19 protein-coding genes are annotated in these 25565 nt (G+C 71.0%); 8 read left to right on the forward strand and 11 right to left on the reverse strand.

Features of this window, described 5'->3' with window-relative positions:
- Positions 1-213 precede the first annotated feature (213 nt).
- Positions 214-642, reverse strand: coding sequence for a hypothetical protein (locus ACFQ53_RS02615; RefSeq protein WP_377854925.1), 429 nt, complete (start codon positions 640-642; stop codon positions 214-216).
- Between the two features lie 365 nt (positions 643-1007).
- On the opposite strand from ACFQ53_RS02615, the gene ACFQ53_RS02620 reads away from it, so the two are divergent.
- A complete protein-coding gene (locus ACFQ53_RS02620; protein ID WP_377854927.1) occupies positions 1008-4076 on the forward strand; it encodes a glycoside hydrolase family 2 TIM barrel-domain containing protein in 3069 nt (1022 codons plus the stop codon).
- Between the two features lie 337 nt (positions 4077-4413).
- Positions 4414-5394, forward strand: a complete 981-nt coding sequence (locus ACFQ53_RS02625) for a hypothetical protein (RefSeq protein ID WP_377854930.1) — start codon at positions 4414-4416, stop codon at positions 5392-5394.
- Positions 5395-5453: 59 nt separating this feature from the next.
- Here the strand turns inward: ACFQ53_RS02625 and tgt are convergent, their stop codons facing one another.
- Complete coding sequence (tgt, locus tag ACFQ53_RS02630) at positions 5454-6755, reverse strand: tRNA guanosine(34) transglycosylase Tgt (RefSeq protein WP_377854932.1); 1302 nt, start codon at positions 6753-6755, stop codon at positions 5454-5456.
- Between the two features lie 448 nt (positions 6756-7203).
- Here tgt and ACFQ53_RS02635 point away from each other — a divergent pair, with 448 nt between their 5' ends.
- From ACFQ53_RS02635 to ACFQ53_RS02645, 3 genes are all read left to right on the forward strand, one after another.
- Positions 7204-10227, forward strand: a complete 3024-nt coding sequence (locus ACFQ53_RS02635) for an SGNH hydrolase domain-containing protein (protein ID WP_377854935.1) — start codon at positions 7204-7206, stop codon at positions 10225-10227.
- A gap of 93 nt (positions 10228-10320) precedes the next feature.
- Complete coding sequence (locus ACFQ53_RS02640; protein ID WP_239203489.1) at positions 10321-11691, forward strand: M18 family aminopeptidase; 1371 nt, start codon at positions 10321-10323, stop codon at positions 11689-11691.
- Between the two features lie 140 nt (positions 11692-11831).
- Positions 11832-13154, forward strand: coding sequence for an APC family permease (locus ACFQ53_RS02645; protein WP_377854939.1), 1323 nt, complete (start codon positions 11832-11834; stop codon positions 13152-13154).
- On the opposite strand, the gene ACFQ53_RS02650 is transcribed toward ACFQ53_RS02645, so the two are convergent.
- The 6 genes from ACFQ53_RS02650 to ACFQ53_RS02675 form a co-directional block, all read right to left on the reverse strand.
- Positions 13143-14855 (reverse strand): NAD-dependent epimerase/dehydratase family protein, encoded by a 1713-nt coding sequence (locus ACFQ53_RS02650; RefSeq protein WP_239203491.1) that lies wholly within the window; start codon positions 14853-14855, stop codon positions 13143-13145. The genes ACFQ53_RS02645 and ACFQ53_RS02650 overlap by 12 nt on opposite strands.
- Before the next feature lie 32 nt (positions 14856-14887).
- Positions 14888-15628 (reverse strand): MBL fold metallo-hydrolase, encoded by a 741-nt coding sequence (locus tag ACFQ53_RS02655; protein ID WP_239203492.1) that lies wholly within the window; start codon positions 15626-15628, stop codon positions 14888-14890.
- A 152-nt stretch (positions 15629-15780) separates the two neighbouring features.
- Complete coding sequence (locus ACFQ53_RS02660) at positions 15781-16914, reverse strand: hypothetical protein (protein ID WP_377854943.1); 1134 nt, start codon at positions 16912-16914, stop codon at positions 15781-15783.
- A 48-nt stretch (positions 16915-16962) separates the two neighbouring features.
- Positions 16963-17565, reverse strand: coding sequence for a cysteine hydrolase family protein (locus ACFQ53_RS02665; RefSeq protein WP_377854945.1), 603 nt, complete (start codon positions 17563-17565; stop codon positions 16963-16965).
- An 85-nt stretch (positions 17566-17650) separates the two neighbouring features.
- Complete coding sequence (locus tag ACFQ53_RS02670; protein ID WP_377854948.1) at positions 17651-18685, reverse strand: cation diffusion facilitator family transporter; 1035 nt, start codon at positions 18683-18685, stop codon at positions 17651-17653.
- Positions 18682-19173: a transporter substrate-binding domain-containing protein gene (locus tag ACFQ53_RS02675; RefSeq protein WP_377854950.1), complete on the reverse strand. Its 492-nt coding sequence runs from the start codon at positions 19171-19173 to the stop codon at positions 18682-18684. The genes ACFQ53_RS02670 and ACFQ53_RS02675 overlap by 4 nt, the downstream gene beginning before the upstream one ends.
- Before the next feature lie 155 nt (positions 19174-19328).
- Between ACFQ53_RS02675 and ACFQ53_RS02680 the strand changes: the two genes are divergently transcribed.
- The 3 genes from ACFQ53_RS02680 (at position 19329) to ACFQ53_RS02690 (ending at position 21491) form a co-directional block, all read left to right on the forward strand.
- Positions 19329-20231, forward strand: a complete 903-nt coding sequence (locus tag ACFQ53_RS02680; protein ID WP_377854953.1) for an iron-containing redox enzyme family protein — start codon at positions 19329-19331, stop codon at positions 20229-20231.
- A gap of 56 nt (positions 20232-20287) precedes the next feature.
- Positions 20288-20455: a CDGSH iron-sulfur domain-containing protein gene (locus ACFQ53_RS02685; protein ID WP_377855087.1), complete on the forward strand. Its 168-nt coding sequence runs from the start codon at positions 20288-20290 to the stop codon at positions 20453-20455.
- 298 nt (positions 20456-20753) lie between these two features.
- Complete coding sequence (locus tag ACFQ53_RS02690) at positions 20754-21491, forward strand: OBAP family protein (RefSeq protein ID WP_377854956.1); 738 nt, start codon at positions 20754-20756, stop codon at positions 21489-21491.
- Between the two features lie 194 nt (positions 21492-21685).
- Here the strand turns inward: ACFQ53_RS02690 and ACFQ53_RS02695 are convergent, their stop codons facing one another.
- The 3 genes from ACFQ53_RS02695 to ACFQ53_RS02705 form a co-directional block, all read right to left on the reverse strand.
- A complete protein-coding gene (locus tag ACFQ53_RS02695) occupies positions 21686-23191 on the reverse strand; it encodes an FAD-dependent oxidoreductase (protein WP_377854959.1) in 1506 nt (501 codons plus the stop codon).
- Positions 23192-23687: 496 nt separating this feature from the next.
- Complete coding sequence (locus tag ACFQ53_RS02700; RefSeq protein ID WP_377854962.1) at positions 23688-23972, reverse strand: GlsB/YeaQ/YmgE family stress response membrane protein; 285 nt, start codon at positions 23970-23972, stop codon at positions 23688-23690.
- Positions 23973-24365: 393 nt separating this feature from the next.
- Positions 24366-25553 (reverse strand): zinc-dependent alcohol dehydrogenase, encoded by a 1188-nt coding sequence (locus tag ACFQ53_RS02705; RefSeq protein WP_377854965.1) that lies wholly within the window; start codon positions 25551-25553, stop codon positions 24366-24368.
- Between the last annotated feature and the right edge of the window lie 12 nt (positions 25554-25565).

The following is a 25565-nucleotide window of genomic DNA, read 5'->3' on the forward strand; positions in this document are numbered from 1 at the left end:
CGGCCGACGAGTCTACTGGGGAGGGTGGGGGCGGCGCGGGGCGGGGCGGACGGCGCTCCGTCACGCGGCACCCTCGGCGCCCCGTGCCACCGAGAAGTGAGAAGTTGCTGTCATAACCGCCTCTTCAGGACGACTTCTCACTTCTCGCGGTTCTGATGGGGGCGAGCTGCTCGCGCCTGTGGCGCGATCGGGCCGAGCCGGGAAGCGGCGGCATCAGGGTGCGCGCCACCACTTCTCCCCCTGGTCCACTGCGAGCCCCGTGGCGCGGAGTCGCGCGACGAGGCGGTCGTACTCGGCGTCCAGGGCGTCGGCTTCCTCCGGATCAGGGTCATGCGCGCCCGTCTCATCGTCGTAGGCGATCTGCATCGCAGTCGACCATCGCCGCAGCGCTTGCGACAGCGGTGGGGAGATGACGGCCTCGGGGTCGGGGAGATCGAGATCATCGTCGCCCTCCGGCCAGTCCAGGATCAGCACGTAGTCCCAGTCGACCAGGAGGGGCCCAGGCATGCCTGCGAGCTGCGACAGATCGTCGCGCTCAGGCGCACCGGTGTGCCCGGGCAGGTCGTCGCGCCCAGGACGATCGACGTGCTCGGGCACGCCGTCGATGCGACGTCCCGGGCGCTCGTGGTCCGCGGAGCCCATACTCTTCCCCTCACCTCGATCCTCACCGTCAGCTCAGCTCAGCTCAGCTCAGCTCAGCTCAGCTCAGCTCAGCTCAGACTAGGTCCCGCTCGCTGCGAGCGAGTGGCCACGACCGCCCCGGCCGTACGCGAGCCGCACGAAGTCGTTGCCAAGAGGGCCCATGGCAACCACTTCGTACTTCTCGCGGGCCGCCGAGGCCGCGGGAGCCGGATACTCCCCTCCTCCCGGTTTCCCCTCACCCTGGCCGCCTCGAGCACCCCGTCACGTGAACGCTCACGAATCTGTAGGCTGATCCCAGCGCCACCGTCGGCCACCTGCGCCCGGTCCGACGCGAATACCCCATCTGACCTGGAGGAATCCTCACGATGACCACCGCCGCTCCCGTGACCGCCCCGACCGATCGCTGGTGGGAGGCCCTGCCTACCGGCAGCGGGCGCCTGCGCGGTCGGGCGCACCTGCACTCCGACGCCCCGGAGCTCAGTCTCGACGGCACGTGGGACGTGCGCTTCGGGTCCCGCGCCGACGGCTCGGACCTGGGCGACCCGACGACGATCGAGGTGCCGGGACTGTGGCAACTGCAGGGCCACGGCGCCCCGCAGTACACGAACGTCGTCTACCCGATCCCCGTCGACGTCCCGCACGTGCCCGACGAGAACCCCACGGCCCACTACTCGCGCGCGCTCGCGGTGCCCGCCGACTGGGAGCGGCAACTCGCCGAGGGCGCCCGCGCGATCCTGCGCTTCCAGGGTGTGGACTCGGCGGCGAAGGTCTGGATCGACGGGACCGAGGTGGGCGTGACCGCAGGCTCCCGCCTCACCCAGGAGTTCGACGTCACCGACCTGCTGCGCGCGGGCGCCACCCACCTGCTCGAGGTGCGCGTGGTCCAGTGGAGCGTCAACACGTACCTCGAGGACCAGGACATGTGGTGGGCCTCCGGGATCTTCCGCAGCCTGGACCTGCTGCTGCGACCCGTCAGCGGCATCCACGACCTCGTCACCCGCGTCGACTTCGACCCGTCCACCGGCCGCGGCACGCTCAGCGCCCGTGCGACCGGGATCGACGGCGCGCTGCTCGAGGGCGCCGTGGTGCGCATCCCCGCCCTCGACGTCGAGGCCCCGGCCGACGGCACCAGCTTCGACGTCGGCCCCGTCGACCCCTGGAGCGCCGAGGTGCCCGCCCTCTACGACGCGACGGTGACGGCCGCAGCCGGCGCCGGCGGCGCCGGCGCTGCCGGTCGCGTCGCGGGCGCATCCGGCGGCGCCGCGGCCGAGACGGTCTCCCTGCGCGTCGGCTTCCGGCGCGTCGAGATCGACGGCGAGATCTTCCGCGTCAACGGCGAGCGCGTCGAGATCCGCGGCGTGAACCGGCACGAGGTCGACCGGCTCGTCGGCCGCACGCAGCATCCGGGCAACCAGGATCTCGACGCGGCGCTCATGAAGCAGCACAACATCAACGCGGTGCGCACCTCGCACTACCCGCCCCACCAGCGGTTCCTCGAGGTGTGCGACGAGGTCGGGCTGTACGTGGTCGACGAGGGCGACTTCGAGGCGCACGGTTTCCACGCGGACACCACCGGTGAGGATTCCACGGGCGCCGCCAAGCGCCCGGCCGACGACCCGCAGTTCACGGAGTCCCTGCTCGAGCGCACCGACCGCTTCGTGCGCCGCGACCTCAACCACCCGTCAATCGTCATCTGGTCGATCGGGAACGAGGCGTCGACGGGGCGGAACACGACCGCGATGATCCAGCGCGTCCGCGAGGTCGACCCCACGCGTCCGGTCATCTACGAGCAGGACTACCGGGCGCTGGACGCGGACTTCTTCTCGCTCATGTACCCCAGCCACGAGCAGTCCCGCCAGATCGGCGAGCGCGCACTGGATGCGGAGAACAGGAAGCAGCTGGTCGGCATGCTGCGCCACCTCGGCGTGGATGCGGCCGACGACGCCTTCGACGACGTCCCGGCGCTCACCAAGCCGTTCCTGTGGATCGAGTTCGCGCACGCGATGGGCAACGGCGCCGGCTCCCTCAAGGAATACTTCGACCTGGTCCACGAGTACCCCGCGATCCAGGGCGGTTTCATCTGGGAGTGGATCGACCACGCCCTGGCCACGACCGACGCGGACGGCCGTGCGATCGACGGCTACGGCGGCGACTTCGGCGAGCGCCTGCACGACGCGAACTTCGTGGCCGACGGCCTCGTGCTGCCCGACCGCAGCCCCTCCCCCACGCTGCTCGACGCCAAGCACCACTTCTCTCCCGTGGGGCTCGAGATCCTCGAGGGGGCGACGGGCGGTGAGTCAGGCGCCCGCGCGGCGCGGGTGACGAACCGCTACGCGTTCCGCACCCTCGACCATCTGCGCGCGGAGGTCTCGCTCGATGCGCAGGAGACCTGGCAGGAGCTCGCGCTGCCGGACCTCGCACCCGGGGCGTCGGCCGATGTGCCCCTGCCTGCGGGCGACGGGCCCACGGTGACCGTGCGCCTGCTGACCCGCGAGGAGGAGGGGCCGGTCCCGACAGGACACCTCGTGGTCGCCGCAGACCACGTGGATCGCGCCGCGCTCTCCGCGCAGCAGGAGGGCCTGGGCGAGCTCGTCGCGCCGATCCCTCCGGATGCGGCCGTGGGCCGTGACAGCTGGCGCGTGGGCCCGGCGGTCCTCGACGACCTGGGCCGCCTGGTGAAGGTCGGCTCGGTCGACGTCTCTCACGCGGGCGTCGACCTGTACCGGGCTCCCGTGGACAACGAGCGCGCCTTCACGTCCGTGGCGCTCGAGACGCGGTGGAAGCGGATCGGTCTGGACGTGGCCCGACTGCGACTGGTCTCGGCCGAGGTCGAGGGCGGTGTGCTCGTGCTGCGCAAGCGTCTGGGTCTGGACGGGTCGAGCCTGGGCGCCGACGTCACCGAGCGCTGGTCCAGCGACGGCGAGCGCGTCGGGGTGCAGGTGGACGTGGCGCCCTCGGCCCACTGGCCGGAGGACCTGCCGCTGCCCCGCGTGGGCTGGACGTTCGCGGTCCCCGATGACCTCGACGATGTCCAGTACACGGGCTACGGGCCGCACGAGTCCTACCCGGACACCGGCGGCGGCACGACCTTCGCGACCTACCGCTCCTCCGTCACCGACCTCCAGACCCGCTACGTGATGCCGCAGGAGAACGGCAACCGGGCGGGCGTGGTGCGAGCGGCTGTCCGCGGCGATGGGCACGGGGTGGACGTCATCGCCCCCGAGGGCCTGGGACTGGCGGTGCGCCCGTGGTCGACGGCCGAGCTCGACGCGAAGGCCCACGACGCCGCCCTCGAATCCGACGGCCTCACCTGGGTGACCCTGTCCGCGGCGCTGCACGGTGTGGGCTCCGCGGCCTGCGGCCCCGAGCCGCTGCCGCAGTACGTGCTGGGCGCCGCCCCCGTGAGCTTCCGATTCGAGCTCGCCGCGCGCTGACCCGCGAGCAGTCCGGTTGCCCGATGCCGGATCGCGAGCAGCAGGCTCGCCGGCAGGAGGATCGCCCGCAACCGCCGTGCCCGCAAAGGGTTGTCCGGCACCCTGTGGACTTGGCGTAGCAGGAGGTCGGGTCACGTGTCATATATGCCGTGACCCGACCTCCTGCTACGTGTGCTGCTCGCCCCCGGCGGAGAGCCGGTCCGGCGCGGTGATCGCGGGGACGATGCGCGCGGGGCGCGATCGACATGTCCGCGCAGGTCGATCGAGGCCGGGGCGACGTGACCTGCCCGATAGGCTGGAACCACACGAGGGCCGACCAGAGCAGGGAGAACAGCACATGTCGCAGGGCTACGGGCAGCCGGATCCGCAGGAGAACCAGCCGGGGTACGGGCAGGCCCCCGACAGGCAGCAGGGATACGGCGAGCATGGGGGCGGCCAGCAGGCCGCCCAGCCGTACGACCCGTACCGCAGCACGTCGGAGCAGAGCGCTGCACAGTCGGGCTGGCCGCAGCAGGGGGCTCAGCAGTCAGGCTGGCCGCAGCAGGGCGAGCCGCAGCCGGGCTGGCCCCAGCAGAGCGCCGCATCAGCGAACGCTCCCCAGCCGGGCACGGGCGAGCCGAACACGGGTCGGCCGGACGCTGGCCTTCCGAGCGCGACCGAGCAGCCCTCCCCGTGGGGGCAGCCCGCGCAGTCACAGCCCTCCCCCGCGCCGCAGCCGTTCGGCGCCCCGCCGCAGCAGCCGTCGCCCTACGCCGCTCCTCAGCCGACTGCGCAGGGCGGCCCCTACGCTCCGGGGAATGCCTCGATGCCCGTCTATGCACCGGCGGGAACGCCGGATCGCAGCCGGCTGACGCGCACCTTCGCGATCATCGTCATCACCCTCGGCGCTCTGTTCCTGCTGATCCGTTCGATCGCCATCATCGTGACCACCGCCGGCGGGTACTCCGCCGGGTACCAGGGCTCCGAGGCGGGGGTCGCCGGCTTCGCCGTGGGCGGCGTGCTGCTCGTGATCCTCAACGTCATCGTGGGCGTCGCCCTGCTCGCAGCCGCCGTCTACTTCCTGGTGGTCGGCCCGCAGCGGGTGCGGATCGGTGGCGGACTGGTCCTCGCTCCGCTCGTGTGCGGCGTCGTGACGCGACTGATCGTCTCGGCGATCGCTCAGGCCGCACTGCAGTCCGCTCTCCACGACGGGAGCTTCGACGCCGCGCGGGGAATGCTCGTGGTGATGGTGATCGTCGAGGTGATCCGCCACGTCGTCGAGGGCGCGTTCGTGATCGTCGGTGGGATCGTCGTGCTCCGCGCCTCGAAGAAGCGCTGACCTCGGCGCACAGTCCGCATCGCAGCCGCGCAGCTAGCAGCCGGCCTCTGCGGGACAGCTCACCGCGCCTCGCCGTAGTACGCGCCCGTGCGCTCCTCGCGCAGGACCTCGAAGTCGCCGCTCGCGATCGACGCGCGGATCTCGTCGACCAGGCGCACCACGAACCGCTCGTTGTGGATGGTGCAGAGCGTCGCCGAGAGGATCTCCTTGGCGCGGAACAGGTGGTGGATGTACGCGGCGGTGTAGTGCGTGCACGTGAAGCAGTCGCAGGTCTCGTCGATCGGCGCGAACTGGCGCTTGTACCGCGAGCCGGTGAGGTTCACCCGGCCCGTGCGCGTGTAGACGGCGCTGTTGCGGGCGACCCGTGAGGGCGAGACGCAGTCGAAGGTGTCGGCGCCGGCGGCCACGGCGATGAACAGGTCGTCGACCTCGCTGATCCCCAGCAGGTGCCGGGGGCGGTCCTCGGGCAGCTCGTCGGTCACCCAGCCGACGATCGTGCCCAGGTTCTCCTTCTCGAGCGCCCCGCCGATGCCGAAGCCGTCGAAGACCTGGTCGTCGACCTCCATCGCTCCGAGGTCGCGGGAGGCCTGCCGGCGCAGGTCCTCGTACTGGGCCCCCTGGATGACGCCCCACAGCTGCTGGTACGGCTTGGTGTCCCGCTCGATGGTCAGGCGGCGGTGCTCGGCGAGGCAGCGGATCGCCCACAGCCGCGTCCGCTCGAGCGCCTGCTCCTGGTAGGGGCGGGAGTTCATGAGCGTGGTGAGCTCGTCGAAGGCGAACATGATGTCGGCGCCGAGCCCGTGCTGGATCTGCATGGAGATCTCGGGCGTGAACCGGTGGACGTCGCCGTTGATGAAGGAGCGGAAGGTGACGCCGTCGTCGTCGACGTGCGCGAGACGCTCCTTGCCCTCGGCGACGGCGTCGTCCTCGCCGCTCGCGGTGCGGGCCTTCTCCCCTCCGGAGAACTCGCTGGAGAGGACCTTCTTGAAGCCCGCACCCAGGCTCATCACCTGGAAGCCGCCCGAGTCGGTGTACGTGGGGCCGGGCCAGTTCATGAAGGCGCCCAGGCCGCCGGCCTCGTCGACCAGGTCGTGGCCGGGCTGGAGGTAGAGGTGGTAGGCGTTGGCGAGGACCGCCTGCGCGCCGAGGTCCGCGACGGCCTGCGGGAGCACGGCCTTCACGGTCGCCTTGGTGCCCACTGGCACGAACGCCGGGGTCGCGATGTCGCCGTGCGGGGTGCGGATCACCCCGGCGCGGGCCTTCTCGCCGTGGCGCGCGGTGATCGCGAAGCCTGAGGTATTAGTTGCGCCATCAACTGGTGCGAGCGGAGATTCTGAAGTCCCGACAATATCCGGGGGCATGGGGCTGTCCTGCACCGCACCAGTGTGGCATGGTGAGACCGCCCTCCTGGCGCGTGCCGAAACGGGCTCTGGTTTCCCAGGCCCCCCCGGCGAGGCTCTCAGCTCACCCTCGAAGAGTGCGCACACTCCTGCATGTGATCGGCGCGTTCGCGACCGCACTCGCGACGCTCGTGGTCCGGTGCAACCGCCCGTTGTCGTGTCTCGGTGTCGTCCGGTCACCGCCGCGTCCCTGCTCGCCGGGCCTCGCTCGTGCTCTTCGCGATCGTCGCCCAGTGCTCTCTTGTCGCGGGTGTGGTGTGGTCTCTGGCGACGCCTGTGGTCGCGACCCGATCGCGGGTGCGCTCGTCCTCCAGACGGGCAGGATCGCAGTGCGCGCTGACGATAGGATCTGGGCGCTCGCCTCCGCATGCACGCCGCGACGGATGGGCGCGCTGACGAAGGGGGACGGATGTCGGACGACGACGCGCGGCCGGCACCGCGCGCCCACGGCCGTCGCCGCGGCACCCCTCGTGACGAGACACCACCTGGCCTCGAGGAGAGGCCTGGGGCCGATGGCCCCCTCTCCGAACCGGTCGCACAGGATGCGCCGACGGATCCGGGCGCCGCCGCACAGAGCGCGACGACTCCCCCGCCAGGTCCCCACCACGGCCGACGCGCCCGACGCCTCGAGGAGCCGCCGCTCGAGACACCCGCCTCCCCTGACGCGGAGCCTCCCGCCGGCGCGTCCGCGGAGCCCTCCGCCGAGACGGCACCCGCTCGCACCGACTACGCGCACGTCCACCCCGAGTCCCTGGACGCCTGGCTCGAACCCGGCGACGCCACGGCCGACCTCGGGTACCCCGTCGAGTTCGAGGGGACCGCAGACGACGTCCCCGCTGCCGACGTCCCAGCGAACGACGTGCCCGTGGAGGACGACGCGGTCCCGGAGGACGATGTAACGTCGACCGACGATGCGCCCGCGGCGGACGACACCGCCGAGATTCCGCGGACGGACCCGCGTGCCGTCGCGCCCGTCGACGAGGCCCACGACGCCCGGACCACGGCTCCCCGCACCGAGTCGACCGTGCACGACGAGCGGCCGCTCCCCTCTCACGCCGATCTCGACCGCGCCACCCGCGGACGCATGCATCCGGCACCCGCGGCGCCCGCGGCACCCGGACCGCCCTCGGCATCGTCGTCACGTCGGCCGTCCGAGTTTGCGCCCGCCGACCCGTTGGCCGATGCGCCCGGCCCCACCGCACCGACGGCCGACGCGACCCCCGCCCCGTCGCCCCGCCGGTCGGAGCCGGCTCTCTCGGTGCCGTTCCGGGTCGAGATCCACGGGCTGCGGGCGATCGCGATCCTGCTGGTCGCGGTGTACCACATCTGGTTCGGGAGGGTCTCCGGCGGCGTCGACGTCTTCCTGTTCATCTCGGCCTTCCTGCTCACGGGCTCGTTCGCGCGGCGCCTGGAGTCCGGGCGTCCGCTCGCCGTGCCCCGCTACTGGCTGAAGACGTTCAAGCGTCTGCTGCCGCCCGCGGTCGTCACGATCCTGGGCTCGCTGATCCTCGCGTTCACGGTGCTGCCGCCGACGATCTGGGCGACCGTGCAGCGCCAGGCGTGGGCGAGCGCACTGTACGTCCAGAACTACGTGCTGGCGGCGGACAGCGTCGACTACTACGCGCACGACGCCGCGGCCGCCTCCCCGCTGCAGCACTTCTGGTCGATGTCAATCCAGGGCCAGATCTTCCTCGTCTGGCCGCTGCTGTTCGCGCTCGGCACCCTGCTGATGCGCCGCCTGCCGGTGCTCCGCGCCCACCCGCGCCGACTGATGGCGGGCATGTTCTCGCTGGTCATCGTGGTCTCGCTCGTGTGGTCGATCCTCTCCACCGCGTCGAGCCAGACCTTCGCCTACTTCGACACCGCGGCGCGGCTGTGGGAGTTCGCGCTCGGCTCGCTGCTGGGCCTGATGCTGCCGCGGATCGACCGGGCGACGGGCGCGACGACCTCGGCCGCGACCCCTCCGCGCTTCGCGGCGGCGCGCGCGGTGATCGGCTGGGTCGGCCTCGCGGCGCTGCTCTCGTGCGGGGCGCTGCTGGACGTGCAGGGCATGTTCCCCGGCTGGATCGCGATCTGGCCGCTCGCCGCGGCGGGCCTGGTCATCCTCGCCGGGCGCTCGGGCCGCGCCTGGGGCGCCGACGCGTTCCTCTCGCTGCGCCCGGTCGCCTTCCTCGGGTCGATCGCCTACGCCCTGTACCTCGTGCACTGGCCGCTGCTCATCGGCTGGCTCGCCCTCACCGGGCAGGAGCGCGCCGGGGCGCTCGACGGCGCCGGGGTGCTCGCCGTGTCCCTGCTGATCGCGTGGCTGCTCACGCGTCTCGTCGACACCCCCGTGCGCCGTTCGGCCTGGCTCGATGCGCGGCCGCGCAGGACCCTCGCGGCGGTCGCGGTGAGCCTCGTGGTGGTGCTCGTCGGCTCCCAGGCCGTCTTCCCCGCCGTCGGCGAGCGCTCGCTCACCGTCGCCCAGGGCTCGCAGGATGCCGACGCCGACGCCGGAGCAAGCGACGGCGGCGGCCCTGCCGCGCCGGCAGCCCCGAACCCGGGCGCGCAGTGGACCGTGGACCCCATGACCGACGGCTTCAGCGCCACCATCCCCTCGCCCGACGTCGTCACGAAGCCCTCCGAGCACACCTACGCCGAGGACTGCCAGAAGGAGCTGGGCCTCCCGGACACCGTGACCTGCCGATATACCCCCGCGCCCGACGGCGACCCCGACCTCACGGTCGCGCTTGCGGGCGACTCCCACGCCGGCCAGTACACGGGCGCGATCCAGCAGATCGCGAAGGAGAGGAACTGGGCGGTCTACTACATCGGCCACAGCGGCTGCACCTTCACCACGGACCCGGCGACCAACCAGTGCGAGGACGTCAACACCTCCTGGGAGACCCTCATCGACGGCGTCGACCCGGACGTGCTGATCACGATGGGCACCCGCACCTCGTTCGACGGCGGTTCGGACACCGAATCCGACCGCGAGAACCTCGACAGCGCGCTCCCGCTGACCACCGAGCGGGGCATCCCCGTGCTGCTGCTGCGGGACAATCCGCGCTGGCCCAAGAAGGAGGAGTCCGGCAACCGCTTCGACTGCTCCTTCGACGTGCTGCGCGAGGGCGGCGACGCGGCCCAGGCCGACGCCGAGTGCGGCGACGACATGAAGAACCGGATGGATGCCGAGAACCCGTCGGCCTACCGGGCGAGCGACGACCCGTACGCGCCGATCCGCATCGCCGACCCCGCGACCGACGTGCTGTGCCCGAAGGGGCGCTGCTCGCCGATCATCGGCAACGTGTTCGTCTACCGCGACAGCTACCACCTCACCGATGCCTTCTCCCGCACCATGGACGACTGGTTCGAGAAGCAGATCGACGCGACGCTTGCGATGAAGGGCCCCGACGCGGAGGCCCCGCAGACCGAGCCGTCCGACGCCGGCTGATCCGGGCCGACGGGGCCGGACCGACGAGACGGGACCGGACGGGACGGGCCGAAGCCGCCGTCGCGGCCCCGGCCGCTGTGGAACGATGAGCCCATGACCTCCGCACCTGCCGAATCCGCCGTCCACCCCACCGCCGAGGCCCGCGATTTCGCGACCGACCTGGGCTCCTTCGTCACCGCCTCCCCCTCGAGCTTCCACGCCGTGCGCGAGGCGGCCCGGCGCCTCGAGGTCGCGGGGTTCACGGCGCTGGACGAGCGGGAGCAGTGGAGCGGGGACGCGGTGCGCGGGAACCGCTTCGTGCTGCGCGACGGCTCGCTCATCGCCTGGTCCGCGCCCGCGGAGGCGTCGGACGGGACGGCCTTCCGGATCGTCGGCTCGCACACCGACTCCCCGGCGCTCAAGGTGAAGCCCGACCCGCAGCTCGCTGCGGAGACGATCGCGCAGGTGGGCGTCGAGGTCTACGGCGGGGCGCTGTTGAACTCCTGGCTGGATCGCGAACTGCGCCTGGCCGGGCGGCTGGTGCTGCGCGGCGGCCGCGAGGTGCTGGTCGCGACCGGCCCGCTGCTGCGGGTCCCGCAGCTCGCCGTGCACCTGGACCGCGGGGTGAACGCCGACGGCCTCACGCTGAACCCGCAGAAGCACATGCAGCCGATCCTCGGCCTGGGCGAGGTCGACGTGCTGGGCCTGCTCGCCGAGCGCGCGGGCGTGCAGCGCGCGGAGATCCTGGGGACCGACGTGGTCACCGCGGATTCCCAGGCGCCCGGCTTCTTCGGCGCCCACGAGGAGTTCCTGGCCTCGGGCCGCCTGGACAACCTCTCCTCCGTGCACGCCGAGGTCGAGGCGCTCGTGCGGCTCGCGGGCGGCACGGGGTCCGGCACCGACGCGGGGGCCGGCTCCGGCTCGGGAGCCCGCTCAGGAACGGCCGACGGCGAGCGTCCGATCGCCCTCATGGTCGCCAACGACCACGAGGAGGTGGGTTCGGCGTCCCGCTCGGGCGCCGCCGGGCCGTTCCTCGAGGACGTGCTGGTGCGCGTGCACGCGGCGCTCGGCGGGGACGAGGCCTCGCGGCGCCGGGCTCTCGCGGGCTCGATGGTGCTCTCGGCCGACGCCGGCCACGCCGCCCACCCGAACTACCCCGAGCGCCACGACCCCGTGAACCGTCCGCGCCTGGGCGCCGGGCCGATCCTCAAGATCAACGCCAACCAGCGCTACGCGACCGACGCCGTGGGCACCGCCGCGCTCACCGAGGCCTGCGAGCGCGCGGGCGTGCCGCTGCAGGCGTTCGTCTCGAACAACGCGATGCCCTGCGGCTCCACCATCGGCCCGATCACCGCGACCAGGCTGGGCATGACCACGATCGACGTGGGCATCACCCTGCTCTCGATGCACTCGGCCCGCGAGATGTGCGCCGTCGCCGACCCGCTGCACCTCTCACGGGCGTGCGAGGAGTTCCTGCGGGGCTGACGCCTCGCCGTCGGATCCCGGGCGCGAACCGGTCGCCCACCCCGTGTGGGGCCTGCACCGGGCGAATCGAGCAAAAGGGTGGACCTTCCGATCGGTCGGTCGATGGCTCCTGAACGCGGCCCCGCCGTAGTCTGACCGGCATGCCTGCGCAGCGGAGCGCCAGCGCTCCTTCGCTCGTCCGGTCCGTCACCACCTTCAGCCTGTTCCTGTTCATCCTCGGCGATGTGCTGGGAGCGGGCGTGTACGTGCTCGCGGGCGAGATCGCCGCGATCTCCGGCGGCGCCCTGTGGGTCCCCTTGGTGGTCGCGCTCGTGCTCGCGCTGCTGACCGCTTCCTCGTACGCGGAGCTCGCGACGAAGTACCCGCGGGCCGGCGGATCGTCCCACTACGCGACCCGCGCCTTCGGCCCCTTCGTCGGCTTCCTCGTCGGGTTCTGCATGCTCGCCGCCGGGATCGTCTCGGTGGGCACGCTCGCCCTGGGCTTCGCCGGGGACTACCTGCGCACCTTCGTCACGCTGCCCACGATGCTCGTCGTGGTCGTGTTCCTTGCGCTGCTGGCCGTGCTCAACGCACGGGGGATCTCCGAGTCGATGTGGGTGAACCGCGTCGCGACGCTCATCGAGGTCTCCGGCCTGCTGCTGGTGATCGTGCTCGGGGCGATCGTGCTGCTGCGCGGGAACGGGGAGTTCTCCCGCCTGACCACGCTGGGAACGCCCGAGAACGGCCCGGTCGCCGCCGTCCTCGCGGGCAGCGTGCTCGCCTTCTACTCCTACGTGGGCTTCGAGACCAGCGTGAACATCGCCGAGGAGACCAAGGACCCCGCCCGCTCCTATCCGCGCGCTCTGTTCGGCGCCCTGATCACCGCGGGGGTCGTGTACGCCCTGATCGGTGTGGTCGCCTCCGCTGTGGTGCCCACCGACGAGCTCGCCGGCTCCTCCGCCCCGCTCGCGCGCGTGATCTCCGCCGCCGGCATCGTGCCGCCCGTGGTGTTCAGCGCGATCGCGCTGGTCGCCGTGGCCAACGGGGCACTGCTGACGGGCATCATGTCCTCGCGCCTCACCTATGGCATGGCCGCCGACGGCCTGCTGCCGGGCTTCCTGGGGCGGCTGCTGCCGGGCCGGCGCACGCCCTGGGTCGCGATCGTCGTGACCACGGCGCTGTCCGTCCTCCTCGCTCTGACGGGCACCGTGGAGGTGCTCGCGGGGACGATGGTCCTGCTCCTTCTGGTCGTGTTCCTCGCCGTCAATGCATCGGTGCTCGTGCTGCGCAGGGACCGGGTCGAGCACGCCCACTTCCGGGTGCCGATCGTGCTGCCCGTCGGCGGGCTCATCTCATGCCTGCTGCTGCTCACGCAGGTGGAGGGCCAGGTGTGGCGCAGGGGGCTGCCTCTGCTCGCCGTCGCCGCCGTCCTCGCCGCACTCGCCGCCTGGCGTCGGCGCCGCGCCGGCACCTCAGTGCGCTGAGCCGCCCGAGACGGACGAGCCGTCCGGCCCTCGTGAGCCCGCCGAGGCGGTCGAGCCTGCCGACCGATCGGGGGTCCCGACGCGATCGAAGGGGCTGCGATCCACGCGCAGCGCGCGCGGTGCGACCTGGCCGTGGACGTCCCCGAGCACGCGCAGCTGGTGATGGGCGCTGCCCTCGAGGTCGCTGAGCACCTCGGGGTCGACCCCGAGACCAGCCGCATGCGCGCGCAGCGTCTCCCACAGCCCCAGCTTCGCGAGCACGGCGCCGCGCAGGAGCTCCAGCTCCAGCAGCGGTGTCATCGGCGAGCGCTCCCGCGGCCGTCCGTTGGTCTTCAGGCGGCCGATGCGCTCTCCGCACCAGGTCACCGCTTGCCGATACCGCATCGGCGGCAGGGCGAGCAGGCGGATGAGGTCCCGCACGAAGCGGTGCTCCGCACGCAGGCGTTCCGCCACCTCCGCCAGCTCGGGGAAGAACGAGGTGTCCGCGAAGTCGTCGCGCATCCGCTCGGCCCGGGCGAGGCCTGCCGACGCCCCGCTGAGATGATCCGCCAGGTACAGCGCAAGCAGGTGGCGGTCGATCGGGGCGGTGTCCGCAGAGCCCGCCTGCTCCCGTGCCACCTCGGCGACCGCGGCGCGCCCCGGCACGAGCGCCAGCGCGCCCGCCGCGCGGGGACGCAGCGGGGACGACGCCGCGCCGTGGCCCTCGACCATGCCCACCAGGAGCTCTCCCAGTGCGTCCGCGGCGGTGTGTCGTGCCCGCCAGCCCAGCACCTCGCGCGCGCGGGAGGCGTCCATCAGCGGTGCGGACATGGCCATGTCCAGCCAGCCCTCGTCGGCCGCGATCGCCCCGGCACGGTGCGCTGCAGCGAGCGCCGCGCGCAGGACGCCCGTCGGCACGGGGACGGAGCCGCGGGCGCCCAGGAGGCCGACCAGGTCGTCGGCCCGGAGGACCTCGGGGGCGCAGATGTTGAAGGCGCCCGGCGCGCGGCGCACGGCCACCTCCGCGTACGCCTCGGCCACGTCGGCCGCGTGCACCGCCTGGAACCGCAGTCCCGCCGGGAGGGGGAGCAGGGGCGGGCCGCCCCACCGCAGAGCCTGCACAGGGATGTGGGAGCCCAGGAAGTACCGCTGGATCGAGGAGGCGGCATCGTCCTGGAAGATCAGGGCGGGCCGCAGGCGGGAGACGACCAGCTCGGGGTGCGCGGAGGCGACCTCGTCGAGAACGTCCTCCTGGGCCGCCTTGTCGACGCTGTAGTGGGAGGTGCGGATCCCGAGCGCAGGCCACGTCTCGTCCCTGAGGTCGTCGTCCCCCGCCGGCACGGGCGCATAGGCTCCCACCGAGGAGGCGGCGATGAGGTGGCCCACCCCCGCGAGGCGGGCGGCCCGGGCGACGTTCCGGGTGCCCTCGACGTTGACGCGCCGCAGCAGGTCGCGACGGGAGTTGGGCTGCAGGAGCCACGCGAGGTGGACGACGGTGTCGATGCTGTCGAAGGCGCGGACGAGCTGCTCCACTGCCCGCTCCGGCGCACTGGCGGCGCCGATATCGATCGCCTCCCAGTGCGCCGCATCGTACGGCTCCGCGGAGGGATCGGGCAGACGGCGCGCGATGCCCCGGATCTCCGTGACCTCGGGACGACGCCGGAGAGCACGCAGAACCGCGGTACCGACGTTCCCTGTGGCTCCTACGACGGCGATGCGCATGGTGGTCCTCCTCGTCTGGGGCGGTGGGCGTCTCAGGACGCCCCGTGGCGCCGGGCCTCGGCAGCGGCCTGCCGCGCCCCGAGGAAGGGCTGGCCGTGCCCCGGCAGCACGTGACGGGCGTCGGTCTCGGCGATCGCCTCGAGCGACCGAAGGGCGAGTCCGCTGTCCGCCGTGGCCGCGCCCGCCACGATCCGCGGTCCGCGCAGCCCGGTGTAGGGGTCGAGCGTCACGAGGGCGTCCCCGGTGATCACGGCGTCGCGATCAGGCAGGTGCAGGGCGACGTGCCCGAGCGTGTGGCCGGGGGTCGCGATCACCCGCGGTGCACCGGGGACGTCCAGGTCGTCCCCCGGGGCGAAGGTGCCGGTGAGCTCGACGCCCCGCACGCATGCGGCTCCAGCCGCGAGCATCCCGCCGAGCAGGGGCACAGCGCGGGGGTGCCGGATCGGGTAGAGCACCCGGGGGTTCTCGTGCGCGTATCGATAGGGATGCGCTGCGAGCTCCCGCTCCTGCGGAGGCGCGAGCACCGGGAGCCCCAGCCGGTCGACGAGGCGGCGGGCCGTGCCCACATGGTCGAAGTGCGCGTGGGTCAGCACCAGCGCACGCAGGTCCTCGGGCCGGTACCCGAGCTCCCGGACAGCTCGTCCGAGCCGGTTCCAGACGCCCGGCAGGCCAGCATCCACGAGGGTCAGTCCTCCTGCCCCCTCGATCAGCCAGCAGTTCACGTGACCGTGCTGGAGCAGATGTATGCCATCCGCGACATCGACGCTGAGCATGGAGTCCTCCTCGCCTCGAGCGTTCCTGCGACGGTACGTCCGCACGGGTCTCCTCGCATTCCGGTCGGAGCGGGGCTTGCCGACGACTGTGCACATGAGCTATGGAGCCGGCGCGGCCGGGAGTGACGCACCCGCAAGACCGCGCGCACCGCTCAGCCGCTCCGCCTATCGCCGTCGCCTCCGCTTTCGCCCCGGGATTCCCTGCTGCTCTGGTCGTCCGACTCCTGATCGAACAGGCGGCGGCGCTCGTCATAACGGCGGCTGAACGTGGCGCTGCGCACCGCGGACTCGTCGTCGAAGTTCGCGCCGAGGGAGCCGGCCAGCGCTCCCATGGAAGCGCTGAGCCACGCGAGCTTGACGTACTCCATCGCGCCGGCCGGGTGCAGCAGCTCGTTGTGCAGGTAGACGGGGTCCAGGACCGTGACGCTCAGCAGCAGCATGAGCACGGCCAGGACGATGTACAGCATGGCGACGCTGAAGCCCACGGTGAGGACGGTCGCGGCATTGTCCAGGCGTCTCTCCGAGCTCCTCCGGCTGGGGCTCGCGGAGTTCCACAGCCGATTGCGCACGATCAACCAGACGGTGAGGATCGCGCCGGCGAGGAGAGCGATCACGCCCAGTCGCCACAGCGACAAGGGGTCCGCCACAGGTGCCAGCGTTCCGTAGAAGACGCCGAACGCGCCCGCACCGACCGCGGCGGCGATGCATCCGGTGAGTGCGGGAAGCAGGCGCCCGGGCCGGTTGCTGCGCACCATGCCGCCCAGCAGCCGCACGGTGCGCAGCCGTCCTTCCAGGACCACGGTCGTGAGGCCCGATCTGTCCGGCGAGGGCATGACGCGCCGATGGCCGGCACCGAGTGCCTCCTCGAGCGTGCCCTCTCCGTGTCGCTGGTCGCTCTGGAGGATGGCAAGGATCAGCCCGACGAGGAGATCTCGCGTCCGCGCAGCGAGAGGCAGACCACCCATGGCCGGCACCGTCACCTGCGCGCAGCGTTCCGCGTGGGCCGCCTCGGCGAGCAGGGGGCGCCCGTCCACGAAGTCCGGCAAGTCCGACAGGTACACGACGCAGTCCCACTCGTGGCGCCTGCGAAGTGCCGGCGCCCGTTCGGCGAGGTGGACCGATCCGTCCGGGGAGAGCGGGAGGGTCTCCCGGCCGACCTCGACGTCGGTCTCCTCACCGAGGCACTGGGACACGCGCGCCGCGACGGCGTCGGCGATGCGCGAAGCGATGGTCTCCGGCGCCCCCAGGTCAGCGAGCAGCCCGATCTTCCGCGTACGAGATCTCATCCCGGCTCCTCTCGTGGCAGGGCGGCCGTGGGGCGCGCACGTTCGGGCCTACCGATCGGACGGCCGCTGCCGTGCCGGCGCACGCCCGGTCCGCGTGTCACCGCGCCAGCGGTCGAGCACTTCCTGCACGCGCACGAGCTCGGCCTGTCTGTCGCCGACGAGCAGGTCCAGCACGGCGTCCTTGTGCTCGGGGCGCTCGTCGGCGACGGCGTCCGTGACCACGTCGGCCCGCAGCCCGTTGGCATACGCGTCGCGCGCAGTCTGTGCGATGCAGGCGTGCGTCGAGACGCCCGCGATCACCACTCGCCGCGCATCGAGGTTCCGCATGCGCAGGAGCAGGTCGGTGCCGAACCAGGCGCTGTCGCGGGTCTTCTCGACCCGTGTCATCCCGGTCGTGTCCAGCTCGTGGACCACCTCGGTCCCGGGGTCGCCGTGGAACAGGAACCCCTGGTCATCGTCGATCATGTTCAGCGTCCACGTGGAGCGATCCCTGCTGTGCTCGGTCGTCACGAGCAGGATCGGGACCTCTGCCGTACGCGCCGCTTCGGCGAGCGCGGTCACCGATTCCACGATGCCCGCTCGCGCGTCGGCCAGCCCGGAGGCCTCGAGAAAGGCCTCCTGCAGATCGACCAGCAGCAGTGCGTCGCTCATGCCATCGACGATACGCCGCCACTGCACACGCATCCCCTCCCGCCTCCCGTTCGTGGCCAGTGCCGGCCGCGCGGTGCAGGCTGCATCATGACGGCGCCTTCGAGCCCTGCCCGTCGCTGCGGAAGGCCTGATCGGTCGGAATCTCCGAGACCGGAGCGATGACGACGTCGTGGACCTTCCAGTCGACGTCCCGCAGCGCTCGGCGCAGATCCTCGCACTTCTTGCCGGTCACGTCCGACCCTTCGGCGGGCACCACGAAGACCTCGACGTGGAAGACGTGCCCCTCGTCCCGCACTCGGCTCACCGCGTCGGCGACCCAGCCCGCCTCCCGCGCCTTCTGCTCGATGTCCCCTATGAGCGGGTGGGGCTCCTTGTCGTCGAAGGTCCGCGCTTCGGCGTCCGTGAGACCCCGGATGGACGAGCGCAAGTTCTTCAGGCCGTCATGGAGGATCGAGACGGAGACGACGAGGGCGGCCACGGAGTCGGCCCACCACAGACCGGCGCCGATGCCGAGCACCCCGACCACGGTGGCGAGGGCCGAGGTCCAGTTGGCCTTGTTCATGTCGGCGTCGGCGTACAGCACCTTGTCGTGCAGCGGCTCGGCGAGCTTCATCTTCGCGCGGCCGATGAAGATGGGCGGAATGTTGGTGACCACCATGACCGCGATCATCAGCCAGCCCGCCCAGAAGGCGTGCCCGAGCACGACGGTCAGCCCCACCGGCGGCCGCTCGACGGTGATGAGCGTGCTCAACGAGTCGACCACCAGGAACACGCCCATACCGAGCAGCGCCGCGGCGGAGACGACGTGCGCGACGCCGATGGAGCGGTGATGGCCGTAGGGATGGCCGCGGTCGGAGCGTTTGCTGATCAGGTGCGCGGCGACGAGGAAGGCGATCGGCGGCAGAAGGGACATCGAGTCCTCGAGCCACGCGGCCTTCATCGCCTGCGACTGCCCGGAGACGAGCGCGACCATGGTCACGGTCACCGCGAGGAAGACGAGGGAGAACCATTCGAGGCGAATGGCGCGGGCGAGCACGCGCTCCTGCTCTTCCGGGAGGGCGTCGCGCCCCGACGGGGAGACCTCCTCGGGGGCGGGCTCGCCGCGCCTGCTCTCGTTCACAGCTCCCCCGTCCTCTTCGCGAGGAAGCGCTCGAGCGAGACCTGCAGGGCGTTCTCGCCCGGCCTGACACCGATCACCATCTTCTGCTTCGATCCATCCTCCGCCCTGACCACCTGGTAAGGACGCGTCGGGGAGATCTTGTCGGACCACGGCGTGTCCGCCGTGAGGCCGCCGATCACGAGATCGAGCTCGTTGTTCTTCATCGTCCGGGCGAGCTCGTTCATGCCTCCGGTGGTCCACTCGACGGTCGCGTCGATGCTCGCTGCATAGTCCGCGATGATGTCCGCTTCGAGGCCACCGACACTGCCGTCATCTGCGATCTCGGTCCATGGGGGGTTCTCCGCGGCGCCGACGAAGAGCCGACCGCCCTCCGCGCGCTCCAAGGTGCCCTGCGAGTCACGGGGCACCGCGTCCGCGCAGCCGGCGGTCGCCAGCACGGCCGAGACGGAGAGCATGAGCGCGGAACGTCTCGTGAGTGTCCGCGACATTGCGAGTCCTCCTCGGGGTCATGCCGTCGTGCGGGAACCCTATATCGTGGGAATCCTCGTGCCGAGCCCGCAGCGCCCGGCGGCCAGGAGCAGAGAGCGGAGGCGAGAACCCAGTGCGGACTCCCCTCCCCCGCGGAGAACTCAGCGAGGTCGTCATGCGCGCTCTGCGGTCCGGAGACACGAGTCCGACTGCGGCCGATGCCCCACCGCCGACCAGCCCTGAGGATGCGCAGATCGCCCTGTGGTCGCTCTTCGCTCTCCACCATCTCGGGTTCGACGACGTCGACGACCGCCTGGAGTGGGACCCCGTGCTCATCTCCCTGCGACGCGAGCTCGAGCACGATTTCGAGCGGTCGCTGCGCGAACGTGCTCCGGCGTTTCCCGAGCCCGATGACTTCGCCGCGGACCTCTTCTCCTTCATCGCGGACCATGACGGCCCCTCGGTCGCCGCCTGGCTGCGCAGCTCCGGTACGACCGAGCACATGCGTGAGTTCCTCCGCCACCGATCGATCTACACGCTGAAGGAATCGGACCACACGATGTGGACGATTCCTCGCCTGTCGCACCGCGTGAAAGCGGCCGTCGTGGAGCTCCAGTACGACGAGTACGGCGCCGGGGACCCGCGGCGGCTGCACGCGCACCTCTTCGCCAGAGGACTCGAGGAGAGCGGTCTGTCCTCCGACTACGGAGCCTTCGTCGACGAGGCGCCGCTCGAGGTGCTTGAGCAGGACAACGCGATGAGCATGCTCGGCCTCAACCGCCGCCTGCGAGCGGCTTCCCTCGGCTTCCTCGCGGCCTTCGAGGCGACCAGCTCGGGTCCGTCGCGCAAGATCGCAGGCGGTCTCGAGCGACTCGGATTCGGCTCCGAAGTGATCGCCTACTACACCGAGCACGTCGAGGCCGATGCGGTCCACGAGCAGCTCGCGGTGCGGAACATCTGCGGGACCCTCGTCGAGGAGTCCCCCGACCAGTACGAGAACATCTTCTTCGGAGCGTGGATCTGCCTGGATATGGATGACCGGTACGCGCGGCGCATGCTCTCACAGTGGGCGCCGTGACCCCGGGCGCGGAGGAACACGTCCCGCCCGACGTGGTGCTCTGCCCCGGAGGGCCGATGCTCCTGCGCGGAGATCACGTGATCCGCGACGCCGAGGGGAACGAGCACGAGACACGGCGACCAGTCAGCGCCGTATGTATGTGCGGCGGATCAGCCATCAAACCCTGGTGCGACGGCACGCACAAAGCCATCGAGAAGAGGCGAGGACAGCGCACCTCCCGATGAGAGGCCGGTCTGCTTCCATTCTCGGCACGCCACTGCCGACGAAGCCCCTCGGGCGCATCGCTTGTCTTGGTGCTCCAGTCGCTCGCTGCCACCCGTGAACACCTCCGAAGCCAAGGCGTTGCGACCACTAGTTGAGCCCGCCCTGGAGCCCCTGTACGAGTGCACGATGCAACCGGCCGCTTCGCCGCGTCTGGAAACGACGTTGCCCTGAAGCGCCTGGCTGTCCTTGCCCCAAAAGGCGCCTGCAGTGATGCCGCGGAGGTCGGTCGCGCTACGGTGGAGTATGGGATCGAAACAGATGAAGAGTCTCGCGACCGGGCTCGTCCTCGGCATCGGGGTCGCCGCGGCGACCGTCACCGGACGCAAGACCGTGAGCAACCTCAGGACCAGCAGGAGTCACCCCTGGCGGCATCGCCTGTTGGATCTGGGGTCAGCGTTCGTTCAGCGGAAACGCCCGCCAGACGCGATGAGCACGTACCTCGATGGCCTGCACATGTACGCAGACGACACCGGGCGTCAGGTCCACGCGGCTCATTTCTGCATTCACTTGGAACATGATCTGCACCAGTGCGTCATCTTCGACAGAAACTCCCCTGACGCACGCCTGATCGGCATCGAATACATCATCAGCGAAGAGCGGTTCCGGGCCCTGCCTGAGGAGGAGAAGAAGCTCTGGCACAGCCATCACTACGAGGTAAAGTCCGGAATCTTGACCGCGCCCGGCGTTCCGAAGATCGCCGAGCACGCGTACTTCGAGGACCTGGTGAAAACCTACGGCAAGACGTTCCACACGTGGCAGTACGATATCCACGACTTTCCCTACGGTGCCCCGCAGTTGATGATGGGGTTCACTGCAGACGGCCAGGTGCTGGAATCGCTGGTCCACGAGCGAGACCGTGAAGTGGGCGTATCGACCAAGCGCAACCGTGAGCATCGCGAAAACATCCCGGTGCCAGCAGTGGCTGAGGGCGCAAATTCTTGGGAGAGTGGACGCGTCATGCAAACGACTCTGCAGGAGACCTCCGTCCAGCGGTAGGGGCTGATGCGCGATCACCCGAGGTTTCAGGCGAACGGCATCGGGCCGAGGAGTCCGGGCGCTTCGAGTCGCTGACGGGGGCCGCGCAATCGTAAGGGGCCCCGCTGGCGGTGAGGTCCGACCGTACGGGCATTCATCCTTGCCCAGGCCAGAAGTGGAGGCCGAAGCGGGAAGCGCGGATAGGAAGCGGCAGGTCATGCTTCGGGCGAGGGCATCTTTTTGAGGTTCTTGATGGCCGGGCCTTCCAGCACGGTGCCGTCGGCGGAGAAGCGGGAAGCGTGCAGCGGGCAATCCCAGGAGCACTCGGCGTCGTTCCACCTCAGCACGCCGCCCATGTGGGTGCACACGGCCGAGACCCGGCGTGTGTCCCCGTCTACTGTCGAGACGGCCACCGGTCGGCCGTGCTCGCGGCCCACCAGGCCTCGGCCCTCCGCGGGCGGTTGCTTGGGCAGGGGCTTGCGTACGGCGTCCACCCAGCCGGTAGCCATGTTCACGCCGACTTCGGTGCCGTCCTTCGCTCCGGTCAGCAGGTCCGACGGAGTGGTGATCCGGTGCCCCAGGGTCTTGGCCCAGGGGAGGTTGCCGTCGAGGATCTGGGAGGTGATGGCCAGCGCGGCGGCCACGCCGGTCGCCAGCCCCCGCTTGTTGTACCCGGTGGCCAGGTACATGTGGCCTCCTCCCCGCGGTAGCCGGCCGATGAACGGGATGTAGTTGGTCGAGCGGTAGTCCTGGGCGGACCACGTATGGGTGCGCTCGGCGCCGGGATAGTGCTGCTGGGCCCAGGATTCAAGGTCCTCGACGGCCCCTCGCGGCGAGTACGCGCGGCCGACCGCGTGGTCGTTGCCGCCGATCAGTAGCTGTTCTTCGTCAGGCAGGGGGACGCCGCGCAGGGTCCGGGTGGGTGAGTCCGCGCTGATGTACATCCCCTTGGGGATGGCCGTCCCGGCCGGTACGCGGTAGGTCAGGCCATATGAGCGGTTGCCGCTGAGCTTGGCGAAGTAGGCGCCGCGGTCCAGGATCGGGGTGCCGGTGGCCAGCACCAGACGGTCCCCGCGGACACTCCCGTGGTCGGTATGGACCTCCACCGGTGAACGGTAGCCCGCGCCGGTCACGCGCACCCCTTCGATGAGCTCGCCTCCGCGCTCGTGCAGTTCGGCGGCCAGCGCGCCGAGGACGTCCATGGAGTTGATCTGGGCCTGGCCGGCCAGGGCGATCGCCCCGCTGACGTTGAAGGGCAGCTCAGTCTCCCGAGCCCAGGTGACCGGCAGCCCGGCGGTGGCGCACGCCTGCTGCTCCTGGCGGACCATCTGCACGCCCTGCGCGGTGGTGGCGTAGGTGTAGGCGCTGCGGCGTTGATAGTCGATGCCCTTCTCGTCAAGGTAGCGCAGCAGCCAGGCCTGCCCTTCGCGGTTGGCATCGACGTAGGCGCGCAGCACGGTGTCGGGCTGGTGTCTGCTGATCTGGGAGAGCACAGTGCCCTGCAGCAGCGACACCTTCCCGGTCGTGTTGCCGGTGGTCACCGCACCGGCCGAGCGAGCCTCCAGAACGGCCACGTGCTGCCCAGCGCGAGCAAGCAGCACCGCGGTGGTCAGCCCGGTCAATCCGGCGCCGACGACGACCGTGTCGTACTCGGCACCGGGGGTGAAGCCGCCGCCCGTAGCGGAGGGAAGCTGAGAGGTATCACGCCAGACCGATAACATGGTTCCGCCTTCCGAGGGCGTCTTCCGAGACGCGGTCGCGCCCCGTCGCTTCCGCCCATCGTGCAGGCAGCAGCCAGGGATGTCCACGATCGGAGGACGTCGAGCAACCGGACGGCCGGGGGTCTGCGGCGATCCCGGCTCCGCCCGTTAGCGAGGGCCACGGTGGCAGCCAGGCCCGGCACACGGGTCAGCACCACGGACGGGGCCGGTGCGGCCGCCCATGGGCGCGATGCCCACCGGCCGCCGGAAGAGGCAAGACTCGCCTGCCGCATCAAAGCTGTCCCGCTGGGGCATTTCTCCATCGACACTCTGCGCGGGACCCGGTCACGGTTCCCAGCAGGGTGCCGCGCAGCAGCCCTGCCTCGTCGAAGTTCAGCCCGAACCGTCCGCACATCGCAGCCTCCTCATCGGGTGTGCCCGAGCGAAGCCCGCACGGCGAAGCGCCCGCATCCCGACCTCACGGACAGGCGGGGCGCTTCGTCGTCTCCTGAATGAGTCAGCGGCGGCGGCCTGTGGCCAGGCCATAGATGACCATGACAATCAGTGCGCCGATGACAGAGAGCACGATCGTCCACACGCTCCACGGGTCCGAGAAGACGCCGCTGACACCCTTGGACCCGAAGAGCCCGCCGATGAAGCCACCAACGAGCGCGCCCACGACCCCCAGGACGATGGTCGTGCCGATCCCCATACCCTGCTTACCGGGCATGATCGCCCTGGCGATCACGCCGATGATGGCTCCGATGATGAGCCACGAGATGAGAGCTCCGATGAATCCCATGATGAACACTCCTAGTACATGTGGGCGAAAGGAGGGGAAGTGTCTACCTCCCGCTCCGGTGCTCGCCGACCATATGGCGCATGGCCCAGAGATGCGCAGGCCAGTGAGACCCGATCGCTGTCCGGCCTGCCATGTCGACGTGAAAGCACTGGTAACAGCGTCTCCAGCTCGTGACGGGAATCGCCCTGACCTACCGGTCAGCTCGAGCCCGAACCCGCCCGCCAGCGCAACCGGTGACCTACCGTGGCCACTGGCGGCAGGGGAGCCCTCCGGTGCAGGGGCTGTCCGCCTCGAGCGGGGTCGTCGCTCCGCTCGACCGGCGCCCCCATCCCCCTCGGGAGATGGGGGCGCTCTCCGTTCCAGACACGACCTTCGCAGGTCTCAGCGAACACCTCACCCGCCAACCGACGGCTCCAGCACGACCTTGATGCAGCCGTCGTGCTTGCGACGGAACAGCTCGTAGCCGGCCGGGGCCTCCTCGAGCGGCAGGCGGTGGGTGACGAGGTCCGCCGTGCCCAGGGGGTCGTCCGGATCCTCGACGAGGGGCAGCAGATCCTGGGTCCAGCTGCGCACGTTGCACTGGCCCATCCGCACGGTGAGCTGCTTGTCGAACATCGTCAGCAGCGGCATGGGCGTCGCGGTCCCGCCGTACACGCCGCTGAGCGACAGCGTCCCGCCGCGCCGCACGAGATCGATGGCCGCGTCCAAGGCTGCGGTGCGGTCCACTCCCGCGTGCTCCATCACCGGTCTGCCGAGTGCTCCGGGGAGCCTGCCCACGAGGTTCTGCGCGATCCCGGCCACCGGGTTCCCGTGGGCCTCCATGCCGACCGCGTCGATCACGGCGTCCGGGCCCTCCCCCGAGGTCGCCTCTCGGATCGCCGCGATCGCGTCGGCGCCCTGGTCGAGCACCTCGATGCCGTGCCGGGCCGCCATCTCCCTGCGCTCGGGCACCGGGTCGACGCCGAACACCCGCGCACCCTCGCGCCGGGCGATCCGCGCGGCGAACTGGCCGACGGGCCCGAGCCCGAGGACTGCCACCGATCCCCCGTCGGGAACATCGGCGTACCGCACGCCCTGCCAGGCGGTGGGGAGGATGTCCGAGAGGAACAGATAGCGCTCGTCGGGAAGTTCGCTGCCGACACGCATCAGACCCGAGTCGGCGTGGGGGACGCGCAGGAGCTCGGCCTGCCCACCGGGGACCTGCCCGTACAGCTTCGAGTAGCCGAGCAGTGCAGCGCCCGATCCGTACTCGCGCACCTGCGTCGTCTCGCACTGGGACTGCAGCCCTCTGAGGCACATGCTGCATCGCCCGCAGGCGATGTTGAAGGGGACCACGACGCGATCCCCCACCCCCACGTGGGTGACGTCCTTCCCGGTCTCGACCACGACGCCCATGGGCTCGTGACCGATGACATCGCCCCTGCTCATGTACGGGCCGAGGACGTCGTACAGGTGCAGATCGGATCCGCAGATCGCAGTGGAGGTGATGCGCACGATCGCGTCCGCGTCCTGTTCGATCACGGGGTCGGGCACCGTCTCGACGGTGACGCGCCCGGGTGCCTGCCAGGTGAGTGCTCTCATGGTGTCTTCTCC

It is taken from the genome of Brachybacterium sp. NPDC056505, assembly GCF_042794925.1.
Classification (GTDB): Bacteria; Actinomycetota; Actinomycetes; order Actinomycetales; family Dermabacteraceae; genus Brachybacterium; species Brachybacterium kimchii.

Excerpts from the sequence above, each read along its gene's own strand:
- ACFQ53_RS02615 (WP_377854925.1), bottom strand. The coding sequence starts at position 642 with ATGGGCTCCGCGGACCACGAGCGCCCGGGACGTCGCATCGACGGCGTG.
- ACFQ53_RS02620 (WP_377854927.1), top strand. The coding sequence starts at position 1,008 with ATGACCACCGCCGCTCCCGTGACCGCCCCGACCGATCGCTGGTGGGAG.
- ACFQ53_RS02625 (WP_377854930.1), top strand. The coding sequence starts at position 4,414 with ATGTCGCAGGGCTACGGGCAGCCGGATCCGCAGGAGAACCAGCCGGGG.
- tgt (WP_377854932.1), bottom strand. The coding sequence starts at position 6,755 with ATGCCCCCGGATATTGTCGGGACTTCAGAATCTCCGCTCGCACCAGTT.
- ACFQ53_RS02635 (WP_377854935.1), top strand. The coding sequence starts at position 7,204 with ATGTCGGACGACGACGCGCGGCCGGCACCGCGCGCCCACGGCCGTCGC.
- ACFQ53_RS02640 (WP_239203489.1), top strand. The coding sequence starts at position 10,321 with ATGACCTCCGCACCTGCCGAATCCGCCGTCCACCCCACCGCCGAGGCC.
- ACFQ53_RS02645 (WP_377854939.1), top strand. The coding sequence starts at position 11,832 with ATGCCTGCGCAGCGGAGCGCCAGCGCTCCTTCGCTCGTCCGGTCCGTC.
- ACFQ53_RS02650 (WP_239203491.1), bottom strand. The coding sequence starts at position 14,855 with ATGCGCATCGCCGTCGTAGGAGCCACAGGGAACGTCGGTACCGCGGTT.
- ACFQ53_RS02655 (WP_239203492.1), bottom strand. The coding sequence starts at position 15,628 with ATGCTCAGCGTCGATGTCGCGGATGGCATACATCTGCTCCAGCACGGT.
- ACFQ53_RS02660 (WP_377854943.1), bottom strand. The coding sequence starts at position 16,914 with ATGAGATCTCGTACGCGGAAGATCGGGCTGCTCGCTGACCTGGGGGCG.
- ACFQ53_RS02665 (WP_377854945.1), bottom strand. The coding sequence starts at position 17,565 with ATGAGCGACGCACTGCTGCTGGTCGATCTGCAGGAGGCCTTTCTCGAG.
- ACFQ53_RS02675 (WP_377854950.1), bottom strand. The coding sequence starts at position 19,173 with ATGTCGCGGACACTCACGAGACGTTCCGCGCTCATGCTCTCCGTCTCG.
- ACFQ53_RS02680 (WP_377854953.1), top strand. The coding sequence starts at position 19,329 with ATGCGCGCTCTGCGGTCCGGAGACACGAGTCCGACTGCGGCCGATGCC.
- ACFQ53_RS02685 (WP_377855087.1), top strand. The coding sequence starts at position 20,288 with ATGCTCCTGCGCGGAGATCACGTGATCCGCGACGCCGAGGGGAACGAG.
- ACFQ53_RS02690 (WP_377854956.1), top strand. The coding sequence starts at position 20,754 with ATGAAGAGTCTCGCGACCGGGCTCGTCCTCGGCATCGGGGTCGCCGCG.
- ACFQ53_RS02695 (WP_377854959.1), bottom strand. The coding sequence starts at position 23,191 with ATGTTATCGGTCTGGCGTGATACCTCTCAGCTTCCCTCCGCTACGGGC.
- ACFQ53_RS02700 (WP_377854962.1), bottom strand. The coding sequence starts at position 23,972 with ATGGGATTCATCGGAGCTCTCATCTCGTGGCTCATCATCGGAGCCATC.
- ACFQ53_RS02705 (WP_377854965.1), bottom strand. The coding sequence starts at position 25,553 with ATGAGAGCACTCACCTGGCAGGCACCCGGGCGCGTCACCGTCGAGACG.